At 62.2% G+C, this 26774-nt stretch carries 21 protein-coding genes and 4 tRNA genes; 6 read left to right on the top strand and 19 right to left on the bottom strand.

Features of this window, described 5'->3' with window-relative positions; genetic code table 11:
• Positions 1–278: 278 nt before the first annotated feature.
• On the bottom strand, positions 279–3044 hold the full coding sequence (gene rnr / locus C2I19_RS06595) for a ribonuclease R (RefSeq protein WP_103901924.1): 2766 nt from the start codon (positions 3042–3044) through the stop codon (positions 279–281).
• A gap of 72 nt (positions 3045–3116) precedes the next feature.
• On the opposite strand from rnr, the gene C2I19_RS06600 reads away from it, so the two are divergent.
• From C2I19_RS06600 to C2I19_RS06615, 4 genes are all read left to right on the top strand, one after another.
• A tRNA-Leu gene (locus tag C2I19_RS06600) sits at positions 3117–3203 on the top strand.
• A 51-nt stretch (positions 3204–3254) separates the two neighbouring features.
• Positions 3255–3341: transfer RNA gene (locus C2I19_RS06605), tRNA-Leu, on the top strand.
• 51 nt (positions 3342–3392) lie between these two features.
• A tRNA-Leu gene (locus C2I19_RS06610) sits at positions 3393–3479 on the top strand.
• A gap of 60 nt (positions 3480–3539) precedes the next feature.
• A tRNA-Leu gene (locus tag C2I19_RS06615) sits at positions 3540–3626 on the top strand.
• A gap of 102 nt (positions 3627–3728) precedes the next feature.
• Here C2I19_RS06615 and C2I19_RS06620 read toward each other — a convergent pair.
• Positions 3729–5129: a DHA2 family efflux MFS transporter permease subunit gene (locus tag C2I19_RS06620; RefSeq protein ID WP_233201122.1), complete on the bottom strand. Its 1401-nt coding sequence runs from the start codon at positions 5127–5129 to the stop codon at positions 3729–3731.
• Between the two features lie 128 nt (positions 5130–5257).
• The gene (gene acpA / locus C2I19_RS06625; protein ID WP_103901925.1) at positions 5258–7402 is read right to left on the bottom strand and encodes an acid phosphatase; all 2145 of its coding nucleotides are present in this window, start codon (positions 7400–7402) and stop codon (positions 5258–5260) included.
• A 170-nt stretch (positions 7403–7572) separates the two neighbouring features.
• On the opposite strand from acpA, the gene C2I19_RS06630 reads away from it, so the two are divergent.
• Positions 7573–8826 (top strand): cytochrome-c peroxidase, encoded by a 1254-nt coding sequence (locus C2I19_RS06630; RefSeq protein WP_103901926.1) that lies wholly within the window; start codon positions 7573–7575, stop codon positions 8824–8826.
• A 63-nt stretch (positions 8827–8889) separates the two neighbouring features.
• Here C2I19_RS06630 and C2I19_RS06635 read toward each other — a convergent pair whose 3' ends face one another.
• From C2I19_RS06635 to ndk, 15 genes are all read right to left on the bottom strand, one after another.
• Positions 8890–10185 (bottom strand): adenylosuccinate synthase, encoded by a 1296-nt coding sequence (locus C2I19_RS06635; RefSeq protein WP_103901927.1) that lies wholly within the window; start codon positions 10183–10185, stop codon positions 8890–8892.
• A 40-nt stretch (positions 10186–10225) separates the two neighbouring features.
• Positions 10226–11377, bottom strand: coding sequence for an ATP phosphoribosyltransferase regulatory subunit (locus C2I19_RS06640; protein ID WP_103901928.1), 1152 nt, complete (start codon positions 11375–11377; stop codon positions 10226–10228).
• Positions 11378–11478: 101 nt separating this feature from the next.
• On the bottom strand, positions 11479–12363 hold the full coding sequence (gene hflC, locus C2I19_RS06645) for a protease modulator HflC (protein WP_103901929.1): 885 nt from the start codon (positions 12361–12363) through the stop codon (positions 11479–11481).
• The gene (gene hflK / locus C2I19_RS06650) at positions 12360–13589 is read right to left on the bottom strand and encodes an FtsH protease activity modulator HflK (RefSeq protein WP_103901930.1); all 1230 of its coding nucleotides are present in this window, start codon (positions 13587–13589) and stop codon (positions 12360–12362) included. Before hflK ends, hflC begins: the two co-directional genes overlap by 4 nt.
• On the bottom strand, positions 13576–14706 hold the full coding sequence (gene hflX / locus C2I19_RS06655; RefSeq protein WP_103901931.1) for a ribosome rescue GTPase HflX: 1131 nt from the start codon (positions 14704–14706) through the stop codon (positions 13576–13578). Before hflX ends, hflK begins: the two co-directional genes overlap by 14 nt.
• Before the next feature lie 93 nt (positions 14707–14799).
• Positions 14800–15060 carry an RNA chaperone Hfq gene (gene hfq / locus C2I19_RS06660; RefSeq protein WP_103901932.1) on the bottom strand — a complete coding sequence of 87 codons (261 nt, stop codon included), beginning with the start codon at positions 15058–15060 and terminating at the stop codon, positions 14800–14802.
• 91 nt (positions 15061–15151) lie between these two features.
• Positions 15152–16564, bottom strand: a complete 1413-nt coding sequence (gene der / locus C2I19_RS06665) for a ribosome biogenesis GTPase Der (protein ID WP_103901933.1) — start codon at positions 16562–16564, stop codon at positions 15152–15154.
• A 12-nt stretch (positions 16565–16576) separates the two neighbouring features.
• Positions 16577–17716: an outer membrane protein assembly factor BamB gene (gene bamB, locus C2I19_RS06670; protein ID WP_103901934.1), complete on the bottom strand. Its 1140-nt coding sequence runs from the start codon at positions 17714–17716 to the stop codon at positions 16577–16579.
• 4 nt (positions 17717–17720) lie between these two features.
• Positions 17721–18350 carry a YfgM family protein gene (locus tag C2I19_RS06675; RefSeq protein WP_103901935.1) on the bottom strand — a complete coding sequence of 210 codons (630 nt, stop codon included), beginning with the start codon at positions 18348–18350 and terminating at the stop codon, positions 17721–17723.
• Between the two features lie 19 nt (positions 18351–18369).
• Positions 18370–19641, bottom strand: coding sequence for a histidine--tRNA ligase (gene hisS / locus C2I19_RS06680; RefSeq protein WP_103901936.1), 1272 nt, complete (start codon positions 19639–19641; stop codon positions 18370–18372).
• A gap of 35 nt (positions 19642–19676) precedes the next feature.
• Positions 19677–20960 (bottom strand): flavodoxin-dependent (E)-4-hydroxy-3-methylbut-2-enyl-diphosphate synthase, encoded by a 1284-nt coding sequence (gene ispG, locus C2I19_RS06685; RefSeq protein ID WP_103901937.1) that lies wholly within the window; start codon positions 20958–20960, stop codon positions 19677–19679.
• 13 nt (positions 20961–20973) lie between these two features.
• Positions 20974–21903 (bottom strand): helix-turn-helix domain-containing protein, encoded by a 930-nt coding sequence (locus C2I19_RS06690; protein ID WP_103901938.1) that lies wholly within the window; start codon positions 21901–21903, stop codon positions 20974–20976.
• Between the two features lie 2 nt (positions 21904–21905).
• The gene (gene pilW, locus C2I19_RS06695; protein WP_233201123.1) at positions 21906–22616 is read right to left on the bottom strand and encodes a type IV pilus biogenesis/stability protein PilW; all 711 of its coding nucleotides are present in this window, start codon (positions 22614–22616) and stop codon (positions 21906–21908) included.
• Between the two features lie 32 nt (positions 22617–22648).
• The gene (rlmN, locus tag C2I19_RS06700; protein WP_103901940.1) at positions 22649–23743 is read right to left on the bottom strand and encodes a dual-specificity RNA methyltransferase RlmN; all 1095 of its coding nucleotides are present in this window, start codon (positions 23741–23743) and stop codon (positions 22649–22651) included.
• A 71-nt stretch (positions 23744–23814) separates the two neighbouring features.
• Positions 23815–24240: a nucleoside-diphosphate kinase gene (ndk, locus tag C2I19_RS06705; protein ID WP_103901941.1), complete on the bottom strand. Its 426-nt coding sequence runs from the start codon at positions 24238–24240 to the stop codon at positions 23815–23817.
• Between the two features lie 131 nt (positions 24241–24371).
• Here ndk and C2I19_RS06710 point away from each other — a divergent pair, with 131 nt between their 5' ends.
• Positions 24372–25199: an SPOR domain-containing protein gene (locus C2I19_RS06710; RefSeq protein WP_103901942.1), complete on the top strand. Its 828-nt coding sequence runs from the start codon at positions 24372–24374 to the stop codon at positions 25197–25199.
• A gap of 111 nt (positions 25200–25310) precedes the next feature.
• Here the strand turns inward: C2I19_RS06710 and C2I19_RS06715 are convergent, their stop codons facing one another.
• Entirely contained in the window at positions 25311–26732 is a 1422-nt protein-coding gene (locus C2I19_RS06715; protein ID WP_103901990.1) for an EAL and HDOD domain-containing protein, read from the bottom strand.
• Positions 26733–26774: the final 42 nt, after the last annotated feature.

Consider the following 26774-nt stretch of genomic DNA (forward strand, 5'->3'; position numbering starts at 1 on the left):
TTTCGTTTCCGCTGCTTCGTTCGCTGCGTCAGCTGAGGAGGCGAACTATACGCCCGGGCCCCACCCCCGTCAACACCTTTTGCGAGAAAAATTGAAAGATTTTCGACAACCCCCGTCAAGTTACTGATTTAAAAAGAAGTGGCATTCAAAAAAATCTCAAACCAGCCGCATTCCAGCTCGCTTCCTGCCCGCATTGGCTCAACTTGGAAAACAAAAACCGGCTCGAAACTTCGCTTCGAGCCGGTTTTCTTATACCTATTAATATAGATAGCTACTGATCACTCATCGCCACCGCGTCGCTTGGCATTGCTTCTGCCGCGCCTACGCGCTGTCGATGCTGCGGAAGGCGTTGGCTTCTGCGCCTCGTCCACCGGAGCAATCGGAGCAACAGGAGTTCTCTTGGCGGCCGGACGGCGCGCCACTGGCTGCGGCTGCGGCTGAACCTGATCCGCCTTCGGCACCTGAGCGATATCCTGCTTCTCTTGCGCAGGCTTAGCCGTACGCCCTCTTCCCTTAGACGCGGCAGGCGCAACTGCGCCCGCCGCGTCTGTGGAGCTGCCCGCAGATGCCCCTGCGGATTGAGCTGCTGGCGCTGCGCCCGGCCTTGCTTTTGCCTCAGGCTCCGCCACAAGCTTGCCTACAGCCTCCTGCCCCACGGCAGGTTTAGCCGGGCGACGGCGCCCCTTGGGAGCAGCCGGCAAGCCCACAGGCTTGGCAGGAGCAGGCTCGACCGTTTCTACAGACGCAGGCGAGTTCTCCAACGGCGCCACGCGCGCCTCGGCGGCGCCGGCAGTCTTGCCACGACGGCGGCGACTCGACTTAGCCGGCTCCGCCTTTTCCACCCGCTCAGTTCCCTGCGCAGCTGCCGGCTCATCTCTGACCAGGGCGAACTCCACCTGCGAGTTCTCCAAATTGGCGCTCATCACCTTCACCTTCAGCGTGTCGCCCAAGCGGTATTGCACGCCGCTCTTCTCGCCTATGATGGCCTGCAGATCCTTCTTGAAGTGGAAATAGTCCTTGCCCAGTTCGGAAATGTGCACCAAGCCTTCCACATAGACCTCGTCCAGCAGCACGAACGCGCCAAATCCCGTGACCGCGCAGATCTTGCCCTGGAAGACCTCGCCTATCTTGTCGCGCATATAGTAGGTTTTCAGCCAGGACTCCACGTCGCGGCTGGCGTCGTCGGCGCGGCGCTCGGTCATCGAACAATGCACACCCAGCTGCGCCCACTTGCCCGGCTTGTACTTCTCCCCCTTGAGCACCGCCTTGATCGCGCGATGCACCAGCAAGTCCGGGTAGCGGCGAATGGGAGACGTGAAGTGGGTGTAAGCCTCGTAAGCCAGGCCAAAGTGGCCGCTATTGTCCGGCGTGTACACGGCTTGCTGCATCGAGCGCAGCAACATGGTCTGCAGCACAGGCGCGTCCGGGCGGCCATGGATCTGCTCGGCCAGCTTGCCGTAATCCTTGGCGCTGGGCTTGTCTTCGCCACCCAGGGTCAAGCCAACCATGCGCAGATAAGTGCGCAGGTTTTCCAACTTTTCTTCGGTCGGTCCCTCATGCACGCGATACAAGGCCTTATGGCCGTTCTTTTGCAGGAAATCCGCCGAGCAGACGTTGGCCGCCAGCATGCATTCTTCGATCAACCGGTGCGCGTCGTTGCGGACAATGGGCACGATGCGCTCGATCTTGCCCTTGTCGTTGAAGACCATTTGCGTTTCGGTCGAGTCGAACTCGATGGCGCCGCGCTTGCCGCGCGCCGACAGCAGGATCTTGAACAGGGCGTACAAATCCCGCACATGCGGCAGCATGGCATGATCGGTGCCGTTCTGTAGCCAATCCCACACTTGGTTGTACGTCAACCTCGCCTTGGACTGCATGACTGCCGGATAGAATTTGTACTTCTTGACCTCGCCCTTGGCATTGATCTGCATGTCGCAGACCATGCACATGCGCTCGACGTCCGGATTCAGCGAACAGATGCCATTGGACAGCGCCTCCGGCAGCATGGGAATGACTCGGCGCGGAAAATAGACCGAGGTCCCGCGATCCAGCGCCTCCTGATCCAGCGCGTCTCCCGGCTGCACGTAGAAACTGACGTCGGCAATGGCCACCACCAAGCGGTAGCCCTTGCCCTGTTTTTCCGCGAATACCGCGTCGTCGAAATCGCGCGCGGTTTCGCCGTCTATCGTCACCAGCGGCAGATCGCGCAGGTCTACCCTATCCTTGGTCCAGTCCTTCTTGCGCACTTTCTTCGGCGTCGTCTTGGCCTGGGTCAGCGCATCATCCGGGAAGACATGCGGCAGCGCGTGCTTGCGCAGCGCGATTTCGATCTCCATGCCCGGATCGGCGTAGTTGCCCAGCACCTCGGCCACCCGGCCGACCGGCTGATGATAGGCGTCAGGCTGACGCACAATATCGACCATCACCACCTGGCCATCCAGCGCGCCGGACTCGCTGCCCGGCTCGATCAGGATGCCGTGATTGATCCGGCGATCTTCCGGCCTGACCACCCAAACGCCGCGTTCATGCTGAATGCGGCCAACCAGCTTAGTCACCGCGTGCTCCAGCACCTCGACGATCTTGCCTTCCTGCCGACCGCGCCGGTCAACGCCGGACGGCCGCACCATCACGCGGTCGCCGTGCATCACCTTTTTCATTTCACGCTCAGGCAGGAATATGTCGTTACCGCGGCCCTCGCCCTCGTCGGGCATGGCGAAGCCATAGCCATCTCGGTGGCCAGACACCTTGCAGCGCACCAGGTCCAGCTTTTGGGCAACGCAGACCGCGCCTTTGCGGTTGATGATGATTTCGCCATCGCGCTCCATGGCGCGCAAGCGACGTTCAAAAAACGATTGTTCGTCGCGGTGAATCGACAACATCTGGGCCAATTCATCCGGAAACAGCGGCACCCCTTGCTCGGCGAGAATCTGCATGATGAACTCGCGGCTGGGCAAGGGATTGGAATATTTAAGTTTTTCCCGCTCCAGGAAAGGATCCTGGTCACGCAGGGAAAGTTTTTTTTGCCTTTTTGAGGTCTGATCCATTGACACCCTCAGAATTATGTCTATAATTCGCTTCTCGTTGCAGCGATGCAACAGATGATACAGCAAAGCGACGCCCAGGTGGCGGAATTGGTAGACGCACTAGGTTCAGGTCCTAGCGCCCGCAAGGGTGTGGAAGTTCGAGTCTTCTCTTGGGCACCAATCTTACTATTGTAAGCCTGTCGCTAAGCTGGCATCATGAAAATCTGGTTGGCCCAGGTGGCGGAATTGGTAGACGCACTAGGTTCAGGTCCTAGCGCCCGCAAGGGTGTGGAAGTTCGAGTCTTCTCTTGGGCACCAAAACAGATAGATTTAAAATCGGCCAGGCCGATTCAGCAAGACAATTTGCTTGCCCAGGTGGCGGAATTGGTAGACGCACTAGGTTCAGGTCCTAGCGCCCGCAAGGGTGTGGAAGTTCGAGTCTTCTCCTGGGCACCAAATATTATAAATCTGGCGCTTTTAGTTTCAGGTTCAAGCATCAATACAATTTAGAGTTATGCCCAGGTGGCGGAATTGGTAGACGCACTAGGTTCAGGTCCTAGCGCCCGCAAGGGTGTGGAAGTTCGAGTCTTCTCTTGGGCACCAGCATGAAAGCCGTTGATTTCTTATCAACGGCTTTTTTGCGTTCCGCACTACCCATCCCAGCGCACGAAACGCCGCCAGCCGACGGCGCTCGCCACGCAGGCCCTAACCTTCACTCCCCGCCGACACCTGCCGGCCCGCATTGGGCTCCAGGCGCAGGAACAACAGGCTGGACAAAGCCGTCAACGCCCCCATGATCAAGAAGGCGTGGCCAAAGTCCTCCGCCAGCAACTGCTTATGACCCTGTAGCCAGGCCGCCGATTGCAGCGCGAACGCCCCCACCGTCACACCGAAACCGGCCGCCAGCTGCTGCGCCACGCTGGACAAGCTGGTGGCCTGGCTCAACCTGTCCTTATCCACATCGGCAAAGGTGATGGCGTTCAGGCTGGTGAACTGCAGCGAGCGCAGGCAACCGCCCAGCACGAAAACCGCTAACAGCACCCAGTGCGCCGTATCGGCGCGGAACAGCGAATACACCGCCACCGAACAACCTGCCAGCAGGCTGTTCAGCACCAGAATGCGGCGGAAGCCGAATTGCTGCAGCACCTTGGCCACGATGGTTTTCATGCCTATGGCCCCCATCGCGGTGGAGCAGGTCAACAGGCCAGACTCGAAGGGCGTGAAACCAAAGCCCAGTTGCAGCATCAGCGGCAGCAGGAAAGGGATGGTGCCTATGCCGACGCGGAACATGAAGCCACCCACCACGCCGGCATTGAAAGTGGGCAAGCGCAGCAGCGACAGGTCCAACAAAGGGTGCTCCTGCCGCCGATAGTGCCACAAATAGGCCAGCAACAGCGCGCCGCCCCCCACGGTCAGCCAAATCGAGGCTTGCGCCGACAGCATATGCTTGCCCTCTGACGCCAAGCCCAACATCAGCATGGAAAGACCGGCGCCGGTGAACACGAAGCCAGCCACATCCAACCTGGGCACATGCTCCTCTTTCAGATTGGCGATGAAACGTCCTGCCAGCACCAAACCCAGCAAACCAATGGGAATATTGATCAGGAAGATCCAGCGCCAGTGAAAATAAGTACTGATGAAGCCGCCTAGAGGCGGCCCTATCACCGGCCCCAGCAGCGCCGGCACCGTCAGATAACTGAGCGCCTGCACCAGATTGGCCTTGTCTATGGTGCGCAGGATCACCAACCTCCCCACCGGCACCATCATCGCGCCGCCTATGCCCTGCAGGAAGCGAGCCATGACAAAGCCATGCAATGAGCTGGTCGCCGCGCATAGCAAAGACCCCAGCATGAACACCAGAATGGCGGAACGGAAAATACGCCGCGCGCCAAAGCGATCCGCCATCCAGCCGCTGAGCGGGATGAATACCGCCAGGCTGACCAGATAAGAAGTCAGGGCCAGTTTCAGGGAGATGGGATCGACGGACAGATCGCGCGCGATGGCGGGAAGAGAGGTAGAGATAACGGTGGCGTCCATATTCTCCATGAACAACGCCGTAGCGACGATTAACGGCGTCACCATGCCGGGGGCGATTTTCAACTGCATGACTTTTGGATAACCGGACAAGCCATGCAGTGTACCACCGCCACCGCATGCCTGCCGCATGGAAAATACACGCTAACAAACAAAACCGCCCGGCAGCGCCGGGCGGTGAATGGATAAGGCCGCGGTGCTTACTTGAACGACAAGGCCGTAGTGAAATCACCCATCGGCTTGTTGCCGTTTTTCACCAGGGCCGCATCGCGCGCCACCACGCCCGGCAGCGGCTGCAGGCCGAAACGGCGCGTCAGGAAGCGCAGGATGGAGCCCGTGTCGTACTGGGTATGATCCACCTTGGTTTGATCTTTCGACCGATTCTGAGTGAATGGCGAAATCAGGATGGCCGGAATACGGGTGCCCGGGCCCCAGCGGTCGCCCTTCGGCACAGCCGCGTGGTCATAGAAACCGCCGTTTTCATCATAAGTCACGACAACCAGCATGTTTTTCCACTGCGGGCTCTTCTGCAGCTGGGCAATCACGGAAGCGATGTGATTGTCGCCATCCGCCACGCTGGCGTAGCCGGAATGTTGGTTCAAATTGCCCTGCGGCTTGTAGAACGCCACCTGCGGCAGCTTGCCGGCAGCGGCGTCGGCCAGGAAGCTCTGATCGAAGTCCTTCAGGTGCTGACCGCGATAGGCCGCCTGCTTCACCGGATCAAAGGCCGCATAGTAGTTGAACGGCTGGTGATGCGCCTGGAAGTTCGGCGTCGGAGCATGGTAGATCTTGCTCGGATCTGCCGCCACGGCATTCCAGGCCCCAGCATACCAAGCCCAGCTAACCTTCTTGGCGTCCAGACGGTCGGCAATGGTGGCCTGAGCCTGAGCCGGCAAGGTATTGGCCTTGTTGCCATCCGCGTACTTGCCGGTCTTGTCATCGCTGGCCGGCGTATTGCCGCTAGGCTGGAACGGCGGCTGCATGGTATTGACGGCATAGAACTTGCCGGCGCTGTCCTTGGGTGTCAGATTGCCATTGTTCACATACTTGGCCGCGCCTATCAGCACCGAGGCGGGGTTATTGGCAGCCGGCGTCAGACGGACAAAGTTGCCCTTGCTGTCGGTATCGATGGCAGCGATGCTGCCCTTGGCCGGAGACTTGGCGTCATCGGCGTTCGGATACACCGGCGCGCAAGCGCAAACCAGGTATTGGTGGTTCAGGAAGGAGCCGCCGAAAGCGCCCATGAAGAAGTTGTCGGCCAGCGTGTATTGCTGGGCCAACTTCCACATGGCCATCTTGCTGCCGTCGTAGTAGCCCATGGACAGGCCGCCGGCGTCGGAGTAGGCCGCGAACTTGTCGTTGGCGCCGCCATTGATCTGCATCTGATTGGTATAGAAGCTATGGATCAGGTCGCGCGTCACCACCGATTGCGGCACCACCACGCCGGTGACGTTCAAGCCCTTGGGATCATCGATCTGGAACGGCTTGTTGGCGAAGCCCACGGTCTGAGCTTGGCTCAGCGTCACGCTCTGACCGCCCGCCGTCAGCCCGCCCCAGGTCGGCGGCAACGCCGGCAGCACGGCATTGTCGAAGTCCTTCTGCGGCGTGATGGCGCCCTGCGCGCTCGGATTCACGCCCGGAATGCCATTGGCCCCAGGGAACAGGCCATACAGGTTATCGAAGCCTCGGTTTTCGGCGTAGATCACTACCACGTTCTGGATATCGCTCAAACCCATCCGCTTATGCAGATTGGCCTTGATGTCGCCTGTCGGACCCGCTTCTTTCACCGCGCTGGCGATGGCATCGATATTCTGGTTGATCGCAACCTTCAAGGCGGCTTTGACGTCCGGGTCCGTTTCCTTGTTGTGGTCGGCCATGATCTTTTCCGGGTCCACGCCCAGACGGTCAGCCACCGCTTTGCGCGCGCCGGCCAAATCCATGCCATTGTCCATCAGGTCGGCCACTTCGGTAGTCAAGGAGCTGACCACCACTTTATTGGCGCCGGCCGGCGCGCGGAATACCAAAGGATCGCTTACCTTGGTCTCCGTATTGGCGTCCGGATCGAAGCGCGTAGCGTCCGTCCCCACTTCGACCAGCACCGCGCCGCTGCCACTCAAGGTAAACGCGCCATTGCCATCGGTATAAGTCGACGGCTCATTGGCGTCGCAATGGCCGTTGCCATTCTGATCCAGACACACTTTGGCATGGCGGAAATAGCTGCCGGTCACCACGCCGCTAGTCGTGGCGGTGGCCGCATTGGCGGAGGAGGAAGAGCCGCCGCCACAGGCGCTCAGCACGGCGGCGCTGATCAGAGTCAGCGCGACGCCACAGGTCAAACGATCCATCACGATGTTCCTTGCTATTTGAGGTGTACGGATTATTGCCGCGCAATGTTACACTTGATTTACACATTGTTAACATACCCATAAGCATGAATATTTCAAGTTCACCTGTTTTATTTTTATTTAATAAAAATAAGATATATTTTATGATTAAATTTATTTAGCATTTACTTATGATCATAACTCGCACCCTGTTGCCGCTCATTTTTGTCTTGCAATCGTTTTCCGCAGCCTCCGCAGCCACGCCGGCCAAGCCCGCCTATCTCGGCGCGCCCTACGCTCCCGGCCCGCACCCGGTCAGCGCCAAGCAACTGGAAAGCCTGGGTCGACAACTCTTCTTCGACCGTTCGCTATCCGCCTCCGGCAGCATGTCATGTGCCAGCTGCCACAGTCCGGCCCATGCCTACGGCCCGCCCAATGGCCTAGCCGTCCAATTGGGCGGCAAGGATGGAAAGCAAGCCGGCACGCGCGCCGTACCGTCTTTGCGCTACTTGCAGAGCGTGCCCGCGTTCAGCGAACACTTTCATGACGATGACGGCAATGACAGCGAAGACGCCGGCCCCACAGGCGGCTTCACCTGGGATGGCCGCGCCGACTCCACCCACAGCCAGGCAGCCCTGCCGCTGCTAGCCGCCAATGAAATGGCCAACGGCACGCCGGCCGCCGTGGTGAAGAAATTGCAGGCTTCGCGCACAGCGGACAGCTTCCGCCAGCTTTTCGGCAAAGATATCTTCAGCCATCCGGATACGGCTTTCGGCAAGGCAGTGCTGGCGCTGGAGGTGTTTCAACAGAATCCCAAGGAATTTTCGCCTTACGACAGCAAGTACGACGCGTATTTGCGCGGCCAGCTCAAGCTGAGCACCCAAGAGGCGCGCGGCCTCAAAGCCTTCAACGACCCGGCCAAGGGCAATTGCGCGTCTTGCCACCTGAGCCAGCGCTCGGAAAGCGGCGCCTTCCCGCTGTTCAGCGACTTCGGCCACATCGCCGTGGGCGCGCCGCGCAATCCCGCCATTGCGGCCAACCGCGATCCGGCCTATCACGACCTTGGCTTGTGCGGCCCCTACCGCACAGACCTGAAGAACCATGCGGAATATTGCGGCTTGTTCCGCACGCCCAGCCTGCGCAATGTGGCCACGCGCCGGGTTTTCTTCCATAACGGAGCGTTCCACGATCTGCGCCAAGTGCTGCGCTTCTACGCCGAACGCGACACGCACCCAGAAAAATGGTACCCCAGAGGCAAGAATGGCAAGACGGCCAAGTTCGACGACCTGCCGGCGCGCTATCACGGCAATATCAATATGGAGCCGCCGTTTGGCGGCAAGCCGGGCGGCAAACCGGCGTTCACCGAGCAAGACATAGACGACATGCTAGCCTTCCTGAAAACGCTGAATGACGGCTACCAATCAGCCAAACGCCAGAAAAGCTGACGCCGCATAAACAAAAAGCCCACCGCAAGCGGTGGGCTTTTTACTGGCGCGATCTCGCGCGGCTTACAAGCCGAACGGGTGGCGCAGCACGATGGTTTCTTCGCGGTCCGGACCGGTGGACACGATGTCGACCGGCGCGCCGCAGACTGCCTCGATGCGCTTCAGATAGGCCTGGGCATTCGCCGGCAGGTCTTCCCAGCGCTTCACGCCCACGGTGGTGCCTTCCCAGCCCGGCAGAGTTTCGTACACCGGCTCGCACTTGGTCACGGCATCCGAGCCGAAGGGCAGGATGTCAACCTTCTTGCCATCCAGCATGTAGCCGGTGCACAGTTGGATCTCTTCCAGACCGTCCATCACGTCCAGCTTCATCACGCACAGGCCGGACACGCCGTTGATCTGGATGGAGCGCTTCAGCGCGGCGGCGTCAAACCAGCCGCAGCGGCGCGGACGGCCGGTCACCGAGCCAAACTCGTTGCCGCGCTTGGCCAAGAAGGCGCCGATTTCGTTTTCCTGCTCGGTCGGGAACGGACCGGAACCCACGCGTGTGGCGTAGCCCTTCACGATGCCCAGCACATAGTTGAGCATTTGCGGCGGCACGCCGGCGCCCGGCGCTGCTGCGCCAGCGACGCAGTTGGACGAGGTCACGTACGGGTAGGTGCCGTGGTCGATGTCCAGCAGCGTGCCTTGCGCGCCTTCGAACAGGATGGGAGTGCCGGCCTTGTCCAGGTCGTACAAGGTGCGCGACACATCGGCCACCATGGGCTTGATGCGCTCCGCCATCTTCATCGTATCGGCCAGGATCGCTTCGTAGCTCACCGGCTCGGCCTTGAACAGATTGGTCAGCAGGAAGTTGTAGTAGTCTACGTTTTCCTTCAGCTTGGAGGCGAAGCGTTCCGGATTGAACAGGTCGATCACCTTCAGCGCGCGGCGGGCGACCTTGTCTTCGTAGCAGGGGCCGATGCCGCGGCCGGTGGTGCCGATCTTGCCAGCGCCCAGCGAGGCTTCGCGGGCCTGGTCCAGCGCGACGTGGTAAGGCAGAATCAGCGGGCAGCCTTCGGCGATCTTCAGGCGGGCCGAAGCGTTGACGCCGGCAGCCTCCAGCTCATCGATCTCTTTCAGCAGCGCTTCCGGCGACAGCACCACGCCGTTGCCGATGAAACACTCGACGTCCGGACGCAGAATGCCGGACGGCACCAGGCGCACAACGGTCTTCTTGCCGTTCACCCACAGGGTGTGGCCTGCATTGTGGCCGCCCTGAAAGCGCACCACGGCACGCGCGTGGTCGGTCAGCCAGTCAACGATTTTGCCCTTGCCTTCGTCACCCCACTGGGTGCCAATCACGACAACGTTCTTGGACATTGGAAAAAACCTCTTCGTCAGTCAGATTCAAACAAAAAATTCAGTGAAACGGGGCCAGCTGCCAGCCATCCGCGGCCGGCGCCAGCTCTCGGTCGCAATTCAACGCGGCCGCCGATTCGCCCAGGTAATCCACCACCACCATCTCGCCCTCGGCGCGCAGGCGCGCGACTTCCGCGGCGGCTGCCGGCAGATGGCGGGCCGCCACGCGTATGCCGCGGCTGGAATCGCGCTCCGGCAGGATGCGCAGCAAATCGCGCAGATCCAGGCTGAAGCCGGTGGCCGGACGCGCGCGGCCGAAACGCCGGCCGACATTGTCGTAGCGGCCGCCGCGCGCGATGGCGTCGGACCAGCCCGGCGCGTAAGCCGCGAACATCAAGCCGGTGTGGTAGAAGTCTCCGCGCAGCTCGGCCAGGTCGAAACTCAGCTCCACCCTGCCCTGCATCGCGCGGGCGATGGCGGACAGCTGCATCAAGCCCAGCTCGACCTCAGGCAGCGACGGCAAGCGAGTGCGCGCCTTGTCCAGCACGGCAGCCGGGCCATACAGCTCCGGCAGCGCAAGGAAGGCGCTCTTGTACGGCTCGGCCACGCCGGCGACCAGCGCGGCGATGCCGGCTGCGTCCTTGTTCTGCAGCAGGCCGAACAACTCGCGGCTGACTTCCGGCGCAAGACCGGCGGCCGCGGCCAAGCCGCGATAGATGCCGATATGGCCCACGTCCAGGCGCAGCTTTTCCACACCGGTCTTTTCCAGCGTGGACAGCATCAGGTCGATGATTTCCAGGTCGGCCTCGATGCCGGCGTAGCCGTACAGCTCCGCGCCTACCTGCAGCGGCTCGCGCGAGCTGGTCAGGCCGGATGGGCGGCTGTGCACCACGCTGCCGGCGTAACACAAGCGGGTCACGCCGGTGCGTTCGCCCAGCAGGTGGGCGTCAATGCGCGCCACCTGCGGCGTGATGTCGGCGCGCAGGCCCAGCTGGCGTCCGGACAATTGGTCATCCAGCTTGAAGGTTTTCAGGTCCAGCGTGGCGTCGCCTTCGCTGACCAGCGAATCGATGTACTCGATCAGCGGCGGCAGCACCAGCTCGTAGCCAGCCACGCGAAAGCCTTCCAGCATCGCGGCCTTGGCGGACTCAACCTGGCGCGCCGTAGCCGGCAGGATGTCCGCGATATATTCAGGTAACAGCCAATTACGCATTTCGTTTCAACAGAATAAAAGGCGGGATAAGCCCCGCCTTGTCAGCAGCAAACTGGCCAGGTCGCCCCGGCCAGTCTTCTTTAATAATACTGAATTGTTGCTTACTTGCTCTTGCCCTGTCCCGCTTGCGGGTTCTTCAGGTATTTGAAGAAATCGCTGCTTGGGTCCAGCACCAGCACGTCGCTCTTGTTCTTGAACGACTCCTTGTACGCATCCATGCTGCGCCAGAAGGCGTAGAACTCCGGGTTCTTGCCGTAGGCCTCAGCATAGATCGCGCCGGCCTTGGCATCGCCCGCGCCCTTCAGCTCCTGCGCCTTGCGATAGGCTTCGGCCAGGATCACCTCGCGCTGCTTGTCGGCTTCCGCCCGCACACGCTCGGCATCGGCCGCGCCTTCGCTGCGCAGCTTGCTGGCCACGGTGCGACGCTCAGACTGCATGCGATCATAGACGGAACTGCTTATTTTATCCGGAAAGTCGACGCGTTTTAAGCGGACATCAAGAATTTCTACACCTATTTTACGCGCATCCGCGTCCGCGCGCTTGCGAACCGTCTCCATAACTTGATCGCGCTGGCCGGAAATGACGTCGGCAACGGTCTTCTGGCCGAACTCGGCCCGCAGGCCGTCGTTGATGGTCTGCTTCAGACGCGCCACCGCGGCAGCCTCGGTCCCCACGCTCTTGTAGAACTGCGACACCTCCACCACGCGCCATTTCACGAAGCTGTCCACCAGCACGTTCTTCTTCTCGCGAGTGTTGAACAGCTCAGGCGTTTCCGCGTCTATGGTCTGCACGCGGCGGTCGAAATAGCGCACGTTCTGCAACAGCGGGATCTTGAACTGGATGCCAGGCTGGGAGATCACCTTGACCACCTCGCCAAACTGGAAGACCAGCGCATACTGGCGTTGATCGACGGTGAACAGCGACAAGCTGGCGATAAACAGCGCGCCGGCGATCGCCGCCAGGGTTGGAATCAGTCTTTGCGTCATCGCTCCGCTCCAAAAATATCGCGACTGCGCGAAGCATCGCGCCCGTTCTTGGCTGCTGGCGAATTAGCCGGCTGCGCCGGGGCCGGGCTCGCGGCGGGTTGAGCGGGAGTCGGCGCGGCGGCGCCTGGAGCGGCCATCTGCACCAGTTTGTCCAGCGGCAGGTAAAGCAGGCTATTGCCGCCCTTCTGATCCACCAACACCTTGCTGCTGTTGTTCATGACCTGCTGCATCATGTCGAGGTACATGCGGTCGCGCATGACCTTGGGCGCCTTGTTGTATTCAGGCAACACTTGCTTGAATCGCTGGGCATCACCCTCGGCCCGTTCCTCCACCTGCTGCTGGTAAGCCTCGGCTTCCTGCACCAAACGCGATGCCATACCCTTGGCCTTGGGCACCACCTCGTTGGCGTAGGCCATACCCTCATTCAGCAGCTTGTCCTTGTCCTGACCTGCCTTCACCGCGTCGTCGAACGCCGCCAGCACCTGCTGCGGCGGCTGCACGTCATTGATATTGACCTTGGCGATGCGAATGCCGGCCTGGTAGCGATCCAATACCTCCTGGATCAGCTTGTGCGCGTCGGCGGCGATTTGGGCGCGGCCCTCGTTCAGCACGAAGTCCACCTTGTTGCGGCCCACGACTTCGCGGATGGCCGTCTCGGCCGCCTGCTTGACCAAATCCTTGCCGTCGCGCTCGCGCGCGGCGTTATTGAACAAGAAGGCGCGCGCATCCTTGATGTCGTACTGCACCGACAACTGCACATCGATGATGTTCTGGTCTTCGGTCAGCATCAGCGACTCTTCCGGCACGCGGTTCTGCGCGCTGCCGCGGTAACCCACCTCAATGCTGCGCACTTCGGTCAGATTGACGATCTCCGATTTCTCGAACGGATACGGCGCGTGCCATTGCAGGCCGGGCTCGGTCAGACGATTGAAACTGCCCAGCTGCAGCACCACGCCGGCTTCGCGCGCGTCTACCACATAAAAGCCGCTGGCCAGCCACAAGGCGGCCAATACGCCGACGAGGGCGGCAGCGCCGCCCTTGAACGACGGCGGCGACATGCCGGAGCCGGGACGTCCGCCCTGGCCCATCGGATTGTTCGGACCGCCATTGCCGGACTTGCCGCCCAAGAGGCGGGACAATTTTCGGTTCAGATCACGGAACACTTCATCGAGGTCCGGTGGCCCATTCTGGCCGTTGCGGCCACGGTTCGGGTCATTCTGCGACATGCTCGTATGGTTCTTTATGGTTGTTTGCGAAAGGTTGCACCCGTTCGGCAATCGCTTCGCGCAAGAGTTCCAGCCCCTCGCCTTTCAACGCCGATACGCGTACCGAAACGATCTGGCCATCCTCGCCGCGTTCGATCTCAGGCGGCAGCTCGCGCAGGTCGCACTTGTTCCAAACGATCAGTTGCGGAATGCCATCGGCGTCGATCTCAGCCAACACCTTGTTGACTTCCTCGATCTGCGCTTCGCGCATTTCATTGGCGCAGTCCACCACATGCAGCAGCAGATTGGCTTGCACCGTCTCCTCCAGCGTGGCGCGGAAGGCGGCCACCAGAGTGTGAGGCAGGTCGCGGATGAAGCCCACGGTGTCGGACAACACCACCGAGCAGCCGTGATTGAGGAATAGTTTGCGGCTGGTGGTATCCAGCGTGGCGAACAGCTGGTCCGCAGCGTAGATGTTGGACTTGGTCAGCGCATTGAACAAAGTGGACTTGCCGGCATTGGTATAGCCGACGATGGACACCGAGGCGATGCCCGCGCGGTTGCGGCTGCGGCGCTGGGTATGACGCTGCTTCTGCACCTGGGCCAGGCGGTCTTTCAAGGCCTTGACGCGAATGCCGAGCAGGCGGCGGTCGGTTTCCAGCTGCGTTTCGCCGGGGCCGCGCAGGCCGATGCCGCCCTTCTGCCGCTCCAAGTGGGTCCAGCCGCGAACCAGCCGCGTGGACAGATGGGAAAGCTGGGCCAGCTCCACCTGCAGCTTGCCTTCGTGGCTGCGCGCGCGCTGGGCGAAGATGTCCAAAATCAGGCTGTTGCGGTCTATCACCCGGCACTGCAGCGCGCGCTCCAGGTTGCGCTCCTGCCCGGGAGACAGCGCATGGTTGAAAATCACCACGTTGGCGCCGGTGGCGCGCACCACGGAGGCGATTTCCTCCACCTTGCCCTTGCCGGCGAACAGCGCGGCGTCGGGACGCTGGCGCTTGCCCTGCACCATGCCCAGGATTTCCACCTGGCTGCTGCGCACCAGCTCGGCGCACTCGGCAACGCTTTCCTGGTAATCGGCGCCACCAAAATCCAGGCTGACCAGGATAGCCTGGTCGCCCAAGTCAGGACGATCGAACATGCTTTTTCAATCTATGCGGCGTAAATGACAAAGGCCGAGTGGCCGCAAGCTTGCGCTGCGGCCAATCGGCCCGTTCGATAAAGGCGCGGGGACTTAAGCGTCCTGCGCCTGCTCCTGCTTCTGCGCCGGATGTTCGTGCGGAATGGAAACCGCGCGGGCCGGAACCACGGTGGAGATGGCGTGCTTGTAAACCATCTGGGTCACCGTGTTTTTCAGCAGGACCACGTATTGGTCGAAGGATTCGACCTGGCCTTGCAGCTTGATGCCGTTGACCAGATAAATGGAGACCGGCACGTGTTCCTTGCGCAGGATATTCAGGAACGGGTCTTGTAACATTTGCCCTTTAGAGCTCATTCGTTTTTCTCCGAATCGTTGATTGTTGTATTAACTGTACAGCGAACAGCGCGGCGGCCTGCTTATTTTTAGCAGAAAACATTCCGGCGTACTATTTTTTGCTGCTTTTGCCGTAGCGAACTTCTTTTTCCCTGCCCCGCATCTTGGACATAGGCTTGGGCTTGGCCCGGGATTTCTCCTTGCCCTCATCCTTGTCGAACGGGTTTTCCGACGACTTGTACTGCACCCGCAGCGGGGTGCCCTGCAGTTTGAACACTTTGCGGAAAGTATGTTCCAAATAGCGGGTGTAGCTGTCCGGTATATTATCGAGCGCATTGCCATGCACGACGATGATAGGCGGATTTTGTCCGCCCTGGTGCGCATAGCGCATCTTGGGACGGATCAGGCCCGAGCGCGGCGGCTGCTGGCGCTCCAGCGCCACCTGCAGCACGCGCGTCAGCTTCGGCGTCGCCAGCTTGATCATCGCGGCGCGGTACGCCTCATCGATCGACTTGAACAAGTCTGCCACACCTCGGCCCTCGATGGCCGAGATGTAATGAAACTTTGCGAAATCCAGGAAGTTCAGCTTGCGCGCGATCTCGCGCCGCACGTTTTCCTTCTTCTCGCCGTCCAGATTGTCCCACTTGTTCACCGCCACCACCAAGGCGCGGCCCGCCTCCAGCGCGAAGCCGGCGATGGTGGCGTCCTGTTCGGAGATGTCCAGTTGCGCGTCCAGCACCAGCACCGCCACGTTGGCATCCTCTATCGCCTTCATGGTCTTGATGACGGAGAATTTCTCCAGCATCTCGTTGACCTTGGCGCGGCGACGCACGCCAGCGGTGTCGATGATGGTATAAGTATGGCCATCGCGCTCGAAATCAATATAAATGCTGTCGCGCGTGGTGCCGGCTTGATCGAAGGCGATTACGCGCTCTTCGCCCAAGACGGCATTGACCAGGGTGGACTTGCCGACATTGGGGCGGCCGATGATGGCGAACTTGGGATGGCGGCTGTCTTCTTCTTCCACTTCTTCCGGGAAGCCTTCCAGCACCAGTTCCATCAGTTCGCGCACGCCGTCGCCGTGGGCCGCGGAAATCACCAGCGGTTCGCCCAGCGCCAGTTCATGGAACTCTGCGCCAGCGATGGCGTGCTTCATGCCTTCGGCCTTGTTGACCGCCAGGAACACTGGACGATCCAGCTGGCGCAGGCGATTGGCGATGATCTTGTCCTGCGGCGTCAGGCCCGAGCGGCCATCCACCAGGAAGACCACGGCGTCGGCCTCGTCCACGGCCTGCAGCGTCTGCTTGGCCATTTCGAACAGGATGCCTTCGTCCACCACGGGCTCAAAGCCGCCAGTATCGACCACCAGATACGGCTTTTCGCCAACGCGGCCTTGGCCATAATGGCGGTCGCGCGTCAAGCCAGGCTGGTCGGCGACCAACGCGTCGCGGCTGCGGGTCAGCCGGTTGAAGAGGGTCGACTTGCCCACATTGGGGCGGCCGACCAGCGCTACGGTAGGTTTCATGTAAAACTGCTTTTATTCCAGATTCAGCATCGCCAGGCGGCCATCCTGTCCCTGCACCAGGGCGGTGGAGCCGAGCGACACCGGTTGATTGACCGGACCGGAGGTGCCGATCTTGCCGCGGCCGACAATGCCGCCGCTCTCGTTGGATAGCAGATGGGCATAGCCTTCGCCATCCACCACCATCACAAAGCGGCCCATCATGGCCGGACCAGAGACATCGCGGTACTTCAGATCGTCGTTTTTCCAGACATTGCGTCCGGTTTGGCGGTCATAAGCCCAGATCGAGCCATTTTCCGCCGTCACGTACACATTGCGCGCGTCCAGCGCCAAACCTCGGCTGGACGAGACTTCGCGCGCCCACTGCAGGCTGCCGCTGCGCGCCTCGAAGCAGGCGACGCGGCCCTGATAGGCCACGGCGCACACCTGGCCGCCATCGAACACCGGACGACTGACGACATCAGTGACGCGCTCCAGCTCGGTGGCGCCGCGCGGCGTGGCCACCGCGCCCTGCCACAGCGTATTGCCGGATTGCGGATTGATGATGTCGAGCTGGCCGCCGGCCAAGCCTACCATCACCGCCTCGCGCCCCACCGCTCGCATCGAGCCGTCGTTGCGCACCGTCAATTGCGGCAGCACATTGCCGACTGACCATTGCTGCTTGCCGTCGGCCAGGCTGAAGCCGGTCAGGCGCGCGTCATTGGTGCGCACCACCACGATGTCGCCGGCGATCTGCGGCGGCTCCAGCATCAGGCTGGTCAGCGGCTGCTCCCACAGCTTCTTGCCGCTGGAACGATCCACCGCCAGCAGCTTGGCGTCCTGGGTGCCCGCCAGCACGACGTCGCCATTGACGGCGACGCCTGTGCTCAGCGCGCGCTTCAACGATACATCGGCCTGCAACCGGCCCGACAGCGCGTCCACGCTGCGGATGCGGCCGGCCGCGTCGGCGGCCACCACATTGCCGTTGGCGTACACAGGCAGGAAGCCGGAAGCCGGCGCGGCCTGCTGCAGCGCCCACTTGACGCTCAGAGACTGCACTTGCTTGATGGCGGCCAGCGGCGTCGGCTGGAACTGGTTCGAGCCCTCAAACCAGCTGGCGCAGCCGGCCAGCGACAAAGACGAGATTACAGCGGTAAGCAACAAATGGCGGCGCATGCGGTCAGCCTCCCAGCGCGTCGAGTTTCATCCGCACCAGTTCGCGGATCGGGCTTTCTTCCACCAGCTTGGCCAGCGCGGCCTTGTAGGCGTCGCGCGCGCCGGCGGCATCGCCCTTGGCAGTGAACACGTCGCCCTTCAACTCAAGGTAGGCGGCGTCAAAGGCGGCCGGATGCGGCTGGCTCAGCTCGGAGACCGCGGCGTCGTACTGCTTCTGCTGCAGTTGCAGCGAGGCCAGACGCAGACGGGCGATGGCTTGCAGCGCTTCGTCCTTGCCATTTTGCGCAGCCCATTGCAACTGGCTGAAGGCCAGCGCCAGATCGTTCTTGTCGAAAGCCGCCTTGGCCAGCACCAGCGCGCTGCGGCTGGCGTATAGCGTGCCGGCGTACTCGCCCTGCAGCCGCAGAGCGGCGGCCTTCAGCTTGGCGAGGTCCTTGGCGGCCACGGCGTCGTCCACCGCCTCATAGGCGACGGCGGCTTTCTCAGCTTGCTGATGCTGGTACATGCCGTAAGCCTTGTAGCCCAGGTAGCCCAGGCTGACTGCGAGCACGGCGCCGCCTATCAGCTTGCCCCACTGCTGCCAGAAGGCCTTCATCGAATCGATCTGTTCTTGTTCCTGCAAGTCGAACGCCATTGCGTTCCCCCTTATTCAATCAAGCTTTCAGAGCGGCCAGCGTCGCGGCGACTTCCGCGGCGGCCACGGTCTTTTGTTCGATCTCGGCGCGCAGCGCCTTGATCACGGCCTGCCCGGCCGCGATCTCGTTCTCGCCGACGATGACGGCGAACGCCGCTCCGCTGGCGTCGGCCTTCTTCATCTGCGACTTGAAGCTGCCCTCGCCCAGGTGCTGCACCACGGACAGGCCCGCAGCGCGCATCTGCTGCGCCAGACGCATCGCGTACAGGCCGGCGCCCTCGCCCTGGTTCACCAGGTAGACGTCGACGCCGCGCTGCGCCGGCAGCAGGTTCTTGTCCTGCAACAACAGCAGCACGCGCTCCATGCCCATGCCGAAGCCGATGCCCGGCGCCGGCTTGCCGCCCAGTTGCTCGATCAGGCCGTCGTAACGACCGCCGGCGCAAACCGTGCCCTGGGCGCCCAGCTCGGTGGTCACCCACTCGAACACGGACTGATTGTAGTAGTCCAGTCCGCGCACCAGGCGCGGATTCTCGACATAGTCCACGCCCAGCGCGGCGATCATCGCCTTCCAGCCTTCGTAGTGGGCGCGCGAGTCCTCGCCCAGGTAGTCCGACAGTTTGGGCGCGGCGTTGGCCATTTCCTGCAGCGCCGGATTCTTGGTGTCCAGCACGCGCAGCGGGTTGGTATGCATGCGGCGCTTGCCGTCCTCGTCCAGGATGTCGACGTGGCGTTCCAGATAGGCGATCAGCGCCTCGCGGTGCGCGGCGCGCTCGTCCTTGTTGCCCAGCGAGTTGATCTCCAGGCGCACGTACTGGCTGATGCCGAGGCGGCGCCACAAATCGGCCGTCATGACGATGATCTCCGCATCCACGTCCGGACCGGCGAAGCCCAGCGCTTCCACGCCCATCTGGTGGAACTGGCGATAACGGCCCTTCTGCGGCCGCTCATGGCGGTACATCGGCCCCATGTACCACACCTTCTGCGTGGCGTTGTACAGCAGGTTGTGCTCGACCACCGCGCGCAGCGTGCCGGCCGTGCCTTCCGGACGCAACGTCAGGCTGTCGCCGTTCAGGCTGTCGGTGAAGGTGTACATTTCCTTCTCGACGATATCGGTCACTTCGCCGATGGAGCGCACGAACAACGCGGTATTTTCCAGGATGGGCGTACGGATGTTGTGGTAGCCGTAATCGGCCAGCAGCTTGCGCAGCACGCCTTCGAAGTATTCCCACTGGTAGGATTCGGCCGGCAGCACATCGTTCATGCCTTTGACCGCTTGGTATTTCTGAGCCATTGCTATCTTCTTAATATCAGCTGAATTCTGTTCCGTCAGGCCTTCACCGGCTGGATCGGAATCGTGCGGCTGGCGGTTTCGCGGCGCTTGGCGCCGCCCTCGCCGTAGCGCGTTTTCACATAGTTGTCGACGATGGCGGTGAACTCGGCGGCGATATGCTCGCCCTTCAAGGTCACGTCCTTCCGGCCGTCCACATACACCGGCGCCACCGGCACTTCGCCGGTGCCGGGCAGCGAGATGCCGATGTCGGCGAGCTTGGACTCGCCTGGGCCGTTGACCACGCAGCCCATCACCGCCACCTTCATGTCCTCCACGCCCGGATACTGCAGACGCCACACCGGCATTTGCTCGCGCAGATAGGTCTGGATGTCGTCCGCCAGCTCCTGGAAGAAGGTGCTGGTGGTGCGGCCGCAACCCGGACAGGCGGTGACCAGCGGCGTGAAGCTGCGCAGGCCCATGGTCTGCAACAGCTCCTGCGCCACCGTCACCTCCTTGGTGCGCGCCTCGCCCGGCTGCGGCGTCAGCGAGATGCGTATGGTGTCGCCTATGCCTTCCTGCAGCAAGACCGCCAGCGCGGCGCTGGAGGCGACGATGCCCTTGCTGCCCATGCCGGCCTCGGTCAAGCCCAGATGCAAGGGGTAGTCGCAACGACTGCCCAGCTCGCGGTAGACGCTGATCAGGTCCTGCACATTGCTGACCTTGCAGGACAGGATGATGTTGTCCGGCGACAGGCCGATCTCCACCGCCTTCTCCGCAGACTCCAGCGCCGACACGATCAGCGCCTCCTGCATCAGCTTGGGCAGCGGCAGCGGCTGGGCCGCGCGGCTATTGGCGTCCATCATGCGCGCGAGCAGGGCCTGGTCCAGGCTGCCCCAGTTGACGCCGATGCGCACGGCCTTGTCGTGCTCCATCGCGGCGCGGATCATGTAAGCGAATTTGTCGTCGCCCTTGGCCCCCTTGCCGACGTTGCCCGGATTGATGCGGTACTTGGCCAAGGCCTTGGCGCAGTCCGGGTATTCCTTCAGCAGTCGGTCGCCGTTGAAGTGGAAATCGCCGACCAGCGGCGCGTCGCAGCCCAGATCGTCCAGGCGTTGGCGGATTTCCGCCACCCTCGCCGCCGCTTCCGGCGAATTGACGGTGATGCGCACCACTTCGGAGCCGGCCTGGGCCAGCTGGTAAACCTGTTCGGCAGTCGCCGCCGCATCGGCGGTATCGGTGTTGGTCATGGACTGCACCATCACCGGCGCGGCCGAACCCACCAAAACATGCCCCACCCGCACCTGGCGAGTGAGGCGGCGCGCGATATTCACGCTATCCATTCGCTACCCTGCATCACTTGAGTTGAATCTTGGCGGTAGTGCCGCGGATCTTGTCGCTCAGATCCACCGGCTTGCCGTTGTAGCTCAGTTCCACCTGGCTGGCATTGCCGACCACCACCTTGAACGGCGCGGTTCCGCTCACCTCGGCTGGATCGCCCGGCTGCATCACCTTGTAAATCAGTTTGCGGCCGGAGGCGTCCTGCACCGACACCCAGGCCTCGCCCTTGACGCTGACGCTGACCTTGTCGCCGCCCTGCGCCGCTGGCGCGCTGGCCTGCGGCTTGGCTGCCGTGGCCTTGACCGGCGCGCTGGCTGCCGGCTTGGTCACCAAAGCCTTGGCCGGAGCTGGGGCGCTGGCCGCGGGTTTGACCGCCGCAGCGGATGATATCGGCTTGGCCGCCGCGGGGGCAGATGCCGCCGCAGCCGGCGACGCCTCGTGTTTTTCAGTCAGCATCGGCTCCAGCTGGTTCTCTGCCGTGGACACTTGTTTGGGCTCGCCCGAATCACGGTTGGCGAACCAGATGCTACCGCCGGCCACCGCGGCCACCACGACGGCCAGCACCAGCCACTTGCCCGCGGCTCCGCCGCTGGCCTCCTCTGGCTGCGGCTCGGGCTCATGCGGCGTTTCGCGCGCCGTGGTTCCCTTGACCAGATTGGCCACATCGTTGACGGCGGAAGGAAAATGCTGCTCCAGGGCCTGCATCAGCGGCTCCGGATCGACATCCAGAAAACGAGCGTAGTTGCGGACAAAGCCTCGGACGAAAGTGGCGCCCGGCAGCGCGTCGAAATCGTCGCGCTCTATCGCTTCCAACTGCCGCAAGGACAACTTCAGGCGATCGGCCACTTCCCCCAGGCCCAGGCCCGCCGCTTCGCGCGCCGCCTTCAAACTGGCGCCGATGCCGCTGGGCATCGGCGCGTCATGATGTTCGTTTGTTCTTTCCATCCTCAGCTTCCACTCAACAGCAGTTGTGTTTCTCTAGAGTCCGGATACCGGTTCTTCAGCTCGCTGGCGCACTCGCCTTCCAGCGCGCCGTCGCCGGTCTTGCGGGCGATTCTGGCTCCCAGCCACAAATCGGCAGCGCTCAGGCCGTTGGCGCTGGCTCGGCGCAGCCGTTCGAAATAAAACGCCGCCAGTTTGGCGTTGCCCTGAGCCAGCTGCGATTCAGCCAGCTCGGCCAGCGCCGGCGCGTATTCCGGCGCGGCGCGCAAGGCGTCCAGCAGGTACTCGTTGGCCTTGTCCGCCTGCCCCAGCTTGAGGCTGCAGCGTCCCAGGTTCAAATACGCCGATTGCGGCGAATTGTACAAGGGGTTGGCCAACGCCTTCTGAAACCAGGGCAGCGATTCCTGCACCCGGCCGTTCTCGCACAGGAACAGGCCGTAATTGTTGTTGGCTGCGGGATCGGCCGGATCCAGCTGCAAGGCGCGGCGAAAATCCTGCTCAGCCTGGTCGTTCTGCCTCAGCAAGCCCAGCACGAAGGCTCGCGCGACATAGGCCGGAGCATAAGTTGCATCTGCCTGCACCGCCTGGTTGGCGTTGTCCAGCGCAGCCTTCACATTGCCGATCTTGGCATACTCGACAGCAAGCTGGCTGCGGATCTGCGCCAGCTCGCGCGGTTTGTCGGCCGCGCAGGCGGAGAAAGCGACGCCAAATGCCAAAAGCCATCCAGCCAACCATCTCCGCCCTTTATTCATAGTCCCTTGTCCTCGATGATCTGCGTCCACTTGGCCTGGCGTCGCGTTTTGTCTCGCACCTGCCCGGCCAACTGGCCGCAGGCCGCATCGATGTCGTCGCCGCGCGTCTTGCGCACGGTCACCACATAGCCTTGTTCTTGCAGAAGTTCACGGAAAATGCGAATCGCGTTGTTGCTGGAGCGATCATACCCCGAGTTCGGGAACGGGTTGAATGGGATCAGATTGAATTTACACGGCACATCCTTCACCAATTCCATCAACTGGCGAGCATGTTCCGGTCTATCGTTAACCCCGTCAAGCATCACATATTCAAAGGTGATGAAATCGCGCGGCGCTTTTTCCAGATAGCGGCGGCAAGCCGCCATCAATTCTGACAGCGGGTACTTCTTGTTGATCGGCACGATCACGTCGCGGATCGCATCATTGGGCGCATGCAGCGACACCGCCAATGCCACCGGGCATTCCTCGCGCAAGCGGTCCATCTGCGGCACCAGGCCGGAGGTGGAAAGCGTCACGCGGCGGCGGGACAGGCCGTAGCCGTGGTCGTCCAGCATGATCTGCATCGCGCTGACCACATTGTCGAAGTTGGCCAGCGGCTCGCCCATGCCCATCATCACCACATTGGACACCACGCGCTCGTTCTTGGGCGTCACGCCCATGGCCTTGTTGGCCCACCACAGCTGGCCGATGATCTCGGCCGTGGACAGGTTGCGGTTGAATCCCTGGCGGCCGGTGGAGCAGAAAGTGCACTCCAGCGCGCAGCCCACCTGGGATGACACGCACAAGGTTCCGCGGTCGTCTTCCGGAATGAACACGGTTTCCACACCGTTGCCGGTGCCGACGTCGAGCAGCCACTTGCGGGTGCCATCACTGGACTCCTGCCCGGTCATCAGCGATGGCACTCGCACCTCGGCGCGCTCGTGCAGCTTGGCGCGCAGGCTCTTGGCGAGGTCGGTCATCGCGTCGAAATCGTCTTCGGCCATCTGGTGCATCCAACGCATCACTTGCTTGGCGCGGAACGGCTTCTCGCCCATTTCGGCAAAGTGCTGGGTCAGTTGGTCCAGATTGAAGTCGAGCAGGTTGGTTTTCATGCAATCCTCTAGAGGGGAAAGAGGCCGCCGAACTTCCGGCGGCCTCCGGTCATACAACTGCTGTCTGAGGCTTAGCGGCCGCAGACTTCGGAAGCGGCGAAGAAGTAGGCCACTTCGATGGCGGCGTTTTCCACGCTGTCGGAACCGTGAACGGCATTGGCGTCGATGGAGTCGGCGAAATCGGCGCGGATGGTGCCGGCTTCAGCCTTCTTCGGATCGGTGGCGCCCATCAGCTCGCGGTTCTTCAGCACGGCGTTTTCGCCTTCCAGCGCCTGGATCATCACCGGGCCGGATACCATGAAGTCAACTAGAGCGGTGAAGAACGGACGCTCTTTGTGCACGGCGTAGAAGCCTTCGGCTTCGGCGCGGGACAGTTGCTTCATCTTGGCGGCGACGATCTTCAGGCCGTTGGATTCGAAACGGTCGTAGATTTTGCCGATCACGTTTTTCGCGACGGCATCCGGCTTAATGATGGACAAGGTACGTTCGATTGCCATATAAATTCTCCCTAACGACAAGACGAGTGGCTAAACTTGCGTATTATGACGCCACTCGGGTTACCCAATTCTGACGAACCCGCTATTTTAGCAGTGTTTTCAAACACGTGCTGCACATTCCAATCGGAACCATGCGAGAACAAAACCAGCAACCAGCGCCGCATGACGGCCAAGATGAATCCGAGCTCAGCGGCAAGCTGAAAAAAAGGCTATGGATAGCCGGCGGCCTGGTGGCAGTCGCCGTAGCAGCCATCCCGCTAATGGACGCGCTCACCAAGCCCAAGGTGGAAATGAGCAGCGAGGCTCCGACGCCGAGCTCAGGCAAGATAGTCAAGGCCGCCTCCAGCCCGGCATCCGGCGCCATCACCCTGCCCAAGGCCGCCAGCGCGCCCGCCATGCAAAGCAGCGAGCCGATAGCCCAAACCGGCGCGCCGGCCGCCCCGGCGGAAAACCGCCCGCAATCGCCGGACCTGAGCAAAACGCCGGCCGTCGCCAATCAGCAGCCCAGCCACTCCGGCGCGCCGCATCGCGCCACGCCGGCCGATGCCCATTCCGCCGGCAAAACCGCCGCTGCGGAGCAGGCGCCGGCCAAGGCCGCCCCTAGCCGTCCGGAAAACGCGCCGGCGCGCAGCGCGCCGCCGGCCGCGCAAGCCGCCCCGCCCAGCATGGACCAGGCACCCTCGGCGAAAGTTGCGCCCGCGCCCGCGCCGATGACGATGCCGGCAGCCAAGGCGGAGCCGCCCGGCAGCTCGGTCGGCTACCAGGTGCAGCTCGGATTGTTCGCCAGCATGGGCAATGCGCAAAAACTGGTGCGAGACCTGCAGAAGCACGGCATCGCCGCCCACACCATCACCCGCGTCCAGATCGGTCCGTTCAAGAACCGGGCGGAAGCGGAAGACACCATGAAGAAACTGCGCGAGCTGGGCTACGCCCCGCTGCTGTCCGCCAACGGACAATAAAACCGCAACCCGCCCGGCGGCTTCGGCCGCCCATTCCACCGCGCCGGCGAAAACAAAACCGGGCATGCTCTGGCATGCCCGGTTCCGTCTCCATCCGCTCGCCTGCGGTGGCTATACCGCGTCCACGTTGTTGTGCACCTCGCTGTCGCGCAACACCACCTGCGCCCATACCACCGAATCCAGATAATACTGGTTGACCAGCTCGATTTCGAAGTTCAGCACCTTGGCCAGCGCCTCTATGCGCACATTGTCGCCGTGCTCGCAAGCCAGTGCCAAGGCCAGATGCGGCGCAAAGATGCCCTTCTGCTCCACCACGGCCTCGCGCACCGTCAGCGGCAGCTCCAACGGGTCCAGCACGTCCGGGAACGGGATGTTCAGCAGCACATCCAGCAGCGAGAACATGCCGGTCAGGAACAAATGCTCAGCCTCCAGCTTGTTGCCGCGGTAGCTGCCCAGCTTTTCCATGAAACGCGCGCGGATCAGCGATTTCTCCAGCAGCGCGATCGCGTTGCCGTCTTCCTTGCGCGAAGTGAACAGCAGCATGGACAGCCACTTGAACATGGTTTCGCGGCCCAGCAGCAGCAGCGTTTCCTCTATGGTCTGCACCTTGCGCGACAAGCCGTGTATGGGCGAGTTGATGAAGCGCAGCAGCTTGAACAGCAAGACGGAGTCCAGCTTGAACTGCGCCTCCACCTCCTTGGCCTCGGCATTGGTGCGCAGCAGGCGCATGATCTGCAGCACCCGGGTCTGGCTGTTGTCCACCTTGCCGCCTTCCAGCGAATGCGCGGTGCTGACGAAGGGGCCGTGGAACAGGGCGAAACGGTTATGGCCGGGCGCGCGCAGGCAGACGTCCAGGTCTTCCGCCGTGCCGACATTGCGCGCCAGCCAGCGCGCCGCCGGGTAGCGCTTGGGCAACTGGTCCAGAATGGGCGCCAGCACCCGGGTGGAAGGTCCGGCGAAGTCCAGCACCATATAATCCATGCGGCCGAACAGATCGGCCTGCAGCGCCGCCGTCAGCACCGAATGATCGTAAGCCGCCGGCTCCAGCGCGAAGCGCAGCCCCAGCTTCTGCAAATCATCCAGCTGCGCCAGCATGAACTCGGACACCTCCATGCCGGGCACGGCCTCCAGCACGAATATCACGCTGCCGGCCGGCATGCTGCGCAGCAGCGGCTCGTCCAGCGAGGTCATGGCGATATGGACGAAAGCGCGCCGATAAGCCAGCAGGCGGAAAATGTCCATATTCTGCAGCGTCGCCAGCAGCAGGCGGTCGAACTCCTGCTGCTTGCCGGCCTCGATATTGCGCTTGCCCTGGCGCACGAAAAAATCATAGGCCACCACGCGGCGCTGCTTGTCCATCACCGGCTGGTGCGAAACAAAGCCCAGCGTGGCGGGCAACTCCTCGGCGGGCTGCTCAGGCGGCAGCTCCACCATCATATCGCTTGGCGCATCCTGCGGCGGCGAGGCTTCCTTCTCGTCGCTTCCGCTCTTTTTCAGGCGTCCGGTCAGGCCATCGATCAGGCTTTTCAGCATGGTGCGATCCCAGTTTGAAACGGCCGCCTTCGCGGCGGCCGG

The sequence above is a fragment of the Chromobacterium alticapitis genome (assembly GCF_002924365.1).
Classification (GTDB): Bacteria; Pseudomonadota; Gammaproteobacteria; order Burkholderiales; family Chromobacteriaceae; genus Chromobacterium; species Chromobacterium alticapitis.